Source organism: Xylophilus ampelinus (assembly GCF_003217575.1).
In the GTDB taxonomy this organism is placed as follows: Bacteria; Pseudomonadota; Gammaproteobacteria; order Burkholderiales; family Burkholderiaceae_C; genus Xylophilus; species Xylophilus ampelinus.
In genome coordinates, this window is sequence record NZ_QJTC01000043.1 from 1 (window position 1) to 5,360 (window position 5,360).

General features: G+C 59.2%; 5 protein-coding genes and 3 pseudogenes. 3 read left to right on the forward strand and 5 right to left on the reverse strand.

Translation table 11 applies throughout. The features are described from left to right. A partial coding sequence (locus DFQ15_RS18265; protein WP_146228778.1) for a DUF3418 domain-containing protein occupies nt 1-126 on the forward strand: 126 nt, incomplete at its 5' end. Between the two features lie 111 nt (nt 127-237). Here DFQ15_RS18265 and DFQ15_RS17995 read toward each other — a convergent pair. From DFQ15_RS17995 to DFQ15_RS16580, 5 genes and pseudogenes are all read right to left on the reverse strand, one after another. Continuing rightward, nucleotides 238-615, reverse strand: a pseudogene (locus tag DFQ15_RS17995) (transposase); the annotation flags it as partial. Between the two features lie 25 nt (nt 616-640). After that, nucleotides 641-1,822, reverse strand: a complete 1,182-nt coding sequence (locus tag DFQ15_RS16565) for a hypothetical protein (RefSeq protein WP_110467017.1) — start codon at nt 1,820-1,822, stop codon at nt 641-643. Between the two features lie 90 nt (nt 1,823-1,912). Then, a complete protein-coding gene (locus DFQ15_RS16570; protein WP_110467018.1) occupies nt 1,913-3,109 on the reverse strand; it encodes an adenine nucleotide alpha hydrolase family protein in 1,197 nt (398 codons plus the stop codon). Nucleotides 3,110-3,180: 71 nt separating this feature from the next. Further along, entirely contained in the window at nt 3,181-3,390 is a 210-nt protein-coding gene (locus tag DFQ15_RS16575) for a hypothetical protein (protein WP_146228779.1), read from the reverse strand. 75 nt (nt 3,391-3,465) lie between these two features. Beyond that, the gene (locus DFQ15_RS16580) at nt 3,466-4,026 is read right to left on the reverse strand and encodes a GNAT family N-acetyltransferase (protein WP_146228780.1); all 561 of its coding nucleotides are present in this window, start codon (nt 4,024-4,026) and stop codon (nt 3,466-3,468) included. Nucleotides 4,027-4,863: 837 nt separating this feature from the next. Here DFQ15_RS16580 and DFQ15_RS18000 point away from each other — a divergent pair. Both DFQ15_RS18000 and DFQ15_RS17235 read left to right on the forward strand, forming a co-directional pair. Beyond that, nucleotides 4,864-5,146: pseudogene (locus DFQ15_RS18000) on the forward strand (hypothetical protein); the annotation flags it as partial. Between the two features lie 30 nt (nt 5,147-5,176). Then, nucleotides 5,177-5,360, forward strand: a pseudogene (locus tag DFQ15_RS17235) (DUF3418 domain-containing protein); the annotation flags it as partial.

A 5,360-nucleotide genomic window follows, 5' to 3' on the forward strand; every position in this document is an offset into this window, starting at 1 on the left:
CCGATGCAGGAGCTGCGCTGGTTGCTGGAGGAGCTGCGGGTGAGCTTCTTCGCCCAGGAGCTGCGTACGCCGCAGCCGGTGAGCGTCAAGCGGCTCGACAAGGCGTGGGCACTGCTGAACATTTAGAGCGGATAACACAACCCAGCGAAGCGGTTCTGGCTAGGCGCCGCATCGCAGACAGTACGAGTAGTACGACAAGGTGCGGCAACGACGCCAGAAGGGTTGTGTTAGCCGCTCTTAGAGCGGATAACAGAACGACAAAAGTCGTCGGACGCAAATGACGGAGCAGGCCTGGGATAGCAGTGCGACATGGATGTCGATACGGCGCTGAAGTGGGTCCGTAGTCTTCCGAATGCGGCCAGCCAAGCTTGGATGCGTTCAACCACCCACCGATGCCGCCCGAGTCGGTCGTTGCGCTCTTTGCCTTTGCGGGCGATACGGTCCTCGACCCCGCGTTGCTCGATATGAGCGCGGCAACCGGGCGAAGTCGTAGCCTGTGTCCGCATTCAGCTTGCCGGGCCAGCGGCGCGTACGGCCTGGCTTGCCACCCATGGCGGGCATCGCATCGACCAACGCTTCGAAGAACACCGAATCATGCCGGTTGGCCCCTGTAACGAAGAACATGGAGTAGGGTCACCCCTTACGCGATTGGGCAGTCGCGCCCGGTAAGGCGCGCCATCATCAGCACTGCCCCCACAGATATGGCGACCATGGTCGCGAACAGCGCTACGCGTGCTACGTCCGACGCTAGCAGGGAGACGAGGGCAGAGAACGTAACTGCGAGCGCCAGGTTGATTGATCTGACAATACTGTCTCCAGCGCTCACGACCTGCGCCATCAGGTTGGGCGGCGTGATGCGCTGCCCGGTGATGACAATGGAGGTGCGAATGGCGGCGGAATACAGGCCCACCCCTATGGCCGAAGCCGCATAGGCCCACGCGGACGGCCAGCAGAACAAGGCGACAAGCAACGCAGTTCCGTAGACGGTCAGCGCAACCACAGCCATATACCGCGAAGCCGGCAATATGCCGATGTTTCGAAGCTTCGCCAATGGAATCAGGATCAGGCTCGCTCCAACGATGGCGGCAGCGGTCAGCCCCGACAAGGCACCTTGGTAGAGCGGAAATTTCTCATGAAACATGCCCTTCAAGGCCACCGGGACATATATCGCCCATATCAGCAGCGATGACCCCGTCAGCACCCGCGCCAGCAACAGCAGGCGGATCGACGGGCTGGCCTGGATGGCAGAAAACCCGGCCATGACGCCATGCCTGACATGGTTGCCGTCGCGGTTGTCGGTGCCGAGCAGATGAATGAACAGGATAGCTCCCGCCGACCCAGCAAGGCACCCCGCCAGCGACGCGCGCCAACCGAAAAGGACGGCGGCCACCCCGCCCATGACGGGAAGCGCCACTGCCAAGAACGCCTCCAGGGTCTGCAGGTGCCTCGACACTTCCTCTCTGGCTTCCGGGACAGCAAATCTCCACTGAACCAGCTGCCATCGGCACGCCGATATTACCGACTCGCACAGCGACGCCGCAACAGAGATGGCCACCAGCATACCGATGCTGAGGCGGTCGACAGCAAGCATCGCAGCCAAGATAACCAGCAGGCGTATGACTTCCGCATGGCGCAGCAGCGCGTAGGCCGGGATCGTCCTCAGCAGCGCACCGGTCACCACTCCTCCGAGGGCGATCCCGGCAAAGGCGCCGGCAACCACCGTGGTCGTGCCTTGCATCGACATCTGTGCCGTCGCGGCGGCCGTCAAGGTGAACAGCCACAGGGCCGCTGCGCCCGATTGCGCCGCAACCAGCCAAATCATGCGTCGGCGAAGGGGATGTTCCGCGAGCGCAGGAAGTTTTCGTTCGATGAGTGAGTTCAAGTAGCCGCCGTCAGCTGAAAGGTAGTCCGATCACATTTCTCGAAGCAGCTTGTGCATTTTGCGGCGCAGTGGAAGCGAAGTCGCCGACATGATTTCCATGCCAGTTTCTTTGTCCATTTCAGTGTCTAGCCCGCCAAGCATGTCACCAAGCGCTGCGGAACCGCGGAGCATGCGTTCCGCCATCTGCGGGAAGTAGGACATGATGTGATAAGACATCTGGTAGTACAGCGTCCTGCCGGGTGCAAAACTTGGATAGCGCTCTTGATAGTTGGTCAGCGAGTATTTCGGGAAGCATCCGTCGATGATTCTCTTGGGCACCATCCACAACGGGGAGATGCTCTTAAGACCATGCAGCGGATGCACCGGCAACTGCCGATGCTTGCTACTGTTCGCCAAGAAGTACAGGCAGTCACAAAGCAGGTCGTCCAGATTCGAACCCTTGCAAATAAAACCGGCGCCGACCTCCTTCGCGCGAGCCACAAGCGCCTTGTCGATCAGATGAATGGCGAAGAACTCGAAATCTTCGCCCGGGCAATGCTTCTGGAAATGGTCGAAATAGTTCTGCTTCGATTTGTTGTAGCCATGCTGGTCGCGAAACTGGTGCTCGGAGATCACAGTGAGATCGTAGCCGTACTGATCACATAGCTGGTGCGCGCGGTCCGCGCCTTCGTCCCACTCTGGGAGCCCTGTCAGTATCAGCGGATAGATCTCGATCGGGAAATCGTCGAAGACAGAGAACGCATGCAGCAGGGAGTTGCTGTCCCCGCCGCCAGAGACGCCGACCACAATTTTGTCGCCGGGTTTCGTATGGTCGACCAGGACCTTTCTGACGCAGCTCGCGACCGCCTCTTTGCACTCATCGGATGACAATTGCTTCAACAGCGGCGTTCGGTTTGCCTGCCGAGGGTCGGAATAGATGAACTCAGCCGAGGGCGCCCCATCTCTGGATTTGGCAAGCGAGAGATCGCCGAGACGCGTTAAGTAGGGATCTATATTGCGTTGGTAGAAGGCCAGCAGCTCCCCTGGCTCGTCAGCAAGTTCTTCTGCGGTGTAATGCAGACCGAGAAATGGGGTGAGGTAAGGACTCTCAGGCCGTCGAACGTAAAGAGAGACGGCCGACCAGGGAATCTGGCAGCGGATCAAAGCGTCAAGGACTCGCTCGCCTTCCTGCACTTGGAAGGCCTGTTTACCATGTGCTGTAACCAGGGTGATTACTTTTTCCTGCATTTTCGCTCACTAGATGAGGCCATAAAGCCTGGCCGTGGCGCACGCCCGACTTCATGGCCGTGACAGATTGATTAATTGAAGGCAGCAGCCATGCCAACGCACAGGAAGCTCTCGATGCCTTCGATCGACGTGTTCACCGCATTGTCGCTGAGCCGGCTGGCTTCAAGGTTAGAGATGCCGGCTTCGGCATGTGTTACCCGATTGGTAAACCTGTTGACATCCGCATCCTTGAGCGAATACAGATTCGACGTCATTTCTACATGCTTTGCTGCTATAGACATGGATAACTCCTGTTGTGGTGGGCCAGTTGTTGCACGCGCTCATCCAGGGCCCACCGTCTGGTTAAGCGCGGTTCATCACTGGCCGAGTCCGATCCGATATCTGACGGCGCTCTGATCCGACAGGTCACCTTGATTGGCAATCAGCCGCCCTTTGTTTCTTTCGATGGCCCGCCTGCAGGGGGTGTTGTCGAAGTTGGTCTCGATCGTTACTGCGCAGATCCCAGGCTCGTCGATTTCCAGCAGGAACGCTCCCAGGCACTTGCTTGCGTAGCCGAGTCCACGCTTCCAAGGGACGATGTACACGCCGATGTGACCTGGGCAGTAGTCAGGAAGATCCTCGGTGCCTTTCTGCCACACGAAGGAAAGCACGCCGCAAAACTCGCCGTCCCAGATCCACTTCTTGTAGCCGGGGAGCCGAGCCACCTGACGGCCGTCGCTTAGGGTGACGGGCAGCGGTGTGTCCCCACGATCCACCAGGCGTTTCAGGAACGCTTCAGGATCTGCGTGGATTCGATTGAGCTCAGCGGAGGACGCTTGCTCAGCAGCTGCCTCGTTGGGGTGCCACTTGCGCTCAAGTGCATGGATGTAACTGCTGAGATGGGTGTTTGAGGGCCAGACGACTTTTGCGTTTGTCATGCGGAAGGGGAGTGTGTGGATCGAAGAAAAGGGGCTTCGACGATAAGTCGACGGTCGACGACCCGACCCGGCATAGCCGCTGTCGTTGCGCAGCGCGAAGGCTGCCAGCGCCAGGCTCGGGCGGGCGGGATGCGGTCGAACCTGGCCTTGAGGCCGAGGGGCGCGGCGTCGGGCAAAAGGTCGGTCGTGCCGGGTTCGTGACTTGCCTCCCAGTAGAGCTGGTGGGCGACATGGGCGAGCTCGCTGGCGAAGTCGTGCTAGCAGGCAATACGCTGTCAACGAGGCCAGGATTGAAAGGCATGGCCGTTTGCCTTGCGCGTCTGCCTCACCCCTCTCAGAACAGAACTCTCCCACGGCAAGCAACACTTCGGGCATTGAGCAATTCTCCTGGCGCCGACGCTTTTTGGCACGGCTTGCAATATTATGGAAGTTACCCCCTCGCGTCTACCCGTAAATGCTTACATCGGGAAAATGCGCATCCTCAAAAGGACGTTGTTGGCATTTAAGGGCGGAAAAATTAGGCGAAGGATTTTTTCAAGGCTATGAAAGAAGCTGCTGATAAGCCTCAGCCTTTCTATGAAAACATAATTACTCTAGCAAAAAATTCGCGTCTTTTTAGGTAATTTGTATTAATTCTGCAAAGTTCCTGAATAATTGAAAGACTGAAGGCTTTTGCCGAGTGAGGCGGGCATGTATGGCGCGCAGGCAACCCAGTGCGTATTTCGGAACAGCGTGACCGCCGGTTTCGGCATCGTGACCACTGATTTCGGGATCGTGACCGAAGAGGTTTCGCGGTAGACGTGACCGGTCATTCGGTTGGTGCTGTTGCAAAGCGGCCTGTCGCACGAGCGCATCGCGCGCAGCCTCGGAATCTCCAAGGCCGCCGCCGCCAAGTACCTTAACCTAGCTGGTGCAGCCGAGCTCGATTGGACATCGACGGCTGAATTCGACGAGGCATCGCTCGAGCGCCGGCTGCCAAGACCCTCAAGCGCTCGATGCGCCAGCAGCGCCGTGCCAGTGAGAAGCTCCTCATTGACTACGCCGGACCGATTCTCGAACTGGTCGACGGCAGCCGGCTCAGGCCTTCGTAGCCGCCATGGGGGCGTCCAACTACACTTTCCTTTCGCCTGCTCGACACGCTGCCCACGTCCGAGGCCGACTGACCCTGATCGCCAACGAAGTGGCACGGCTGGCGGCCGGCGTGCTGGTGGAATACGCCGCCGCCGCCGCCCGCAAGAGCAAGGACACCAGGATCCAGCCCGATGCGGTCGCCGATGCCCAGCAGCAACTGCAGCGCCTGGTGCCGAAGAACTTCCTGGCCGCGACGCCCTGGC

Coding starts and splice junctions, on each gene's coding strand:
- DFQ15_RS16565 (WP_110467017.1), bottom strand. CDS start 1,822: ATGATTTGGCTGGTTGCGGCGCAATCGGGCGCAGCGGCCCTGTGGCTG.
- DFQ15_RS16570 (WP_110467018.1), bottom strand. CDS start 3,109: ATGCAGGAAAAAGTAATCACCCTGGTTACAGCACATGGTAAACAGGCC.
- DFQ15_RS16575 (WP_146228779.1), bottom strand. CDS start 3,390: ATGTCTATAGCAGCAAAGCATGTAGAAATGACGTCGAATCTGTATTCG.
- DFQ15_RS16580 (WP_146228780.1), bottom strand. CDS start 4,026: ATGACAAACGCAAAAGTCGTCTGGCCCTCAAACACCCATCTCAGCAGT.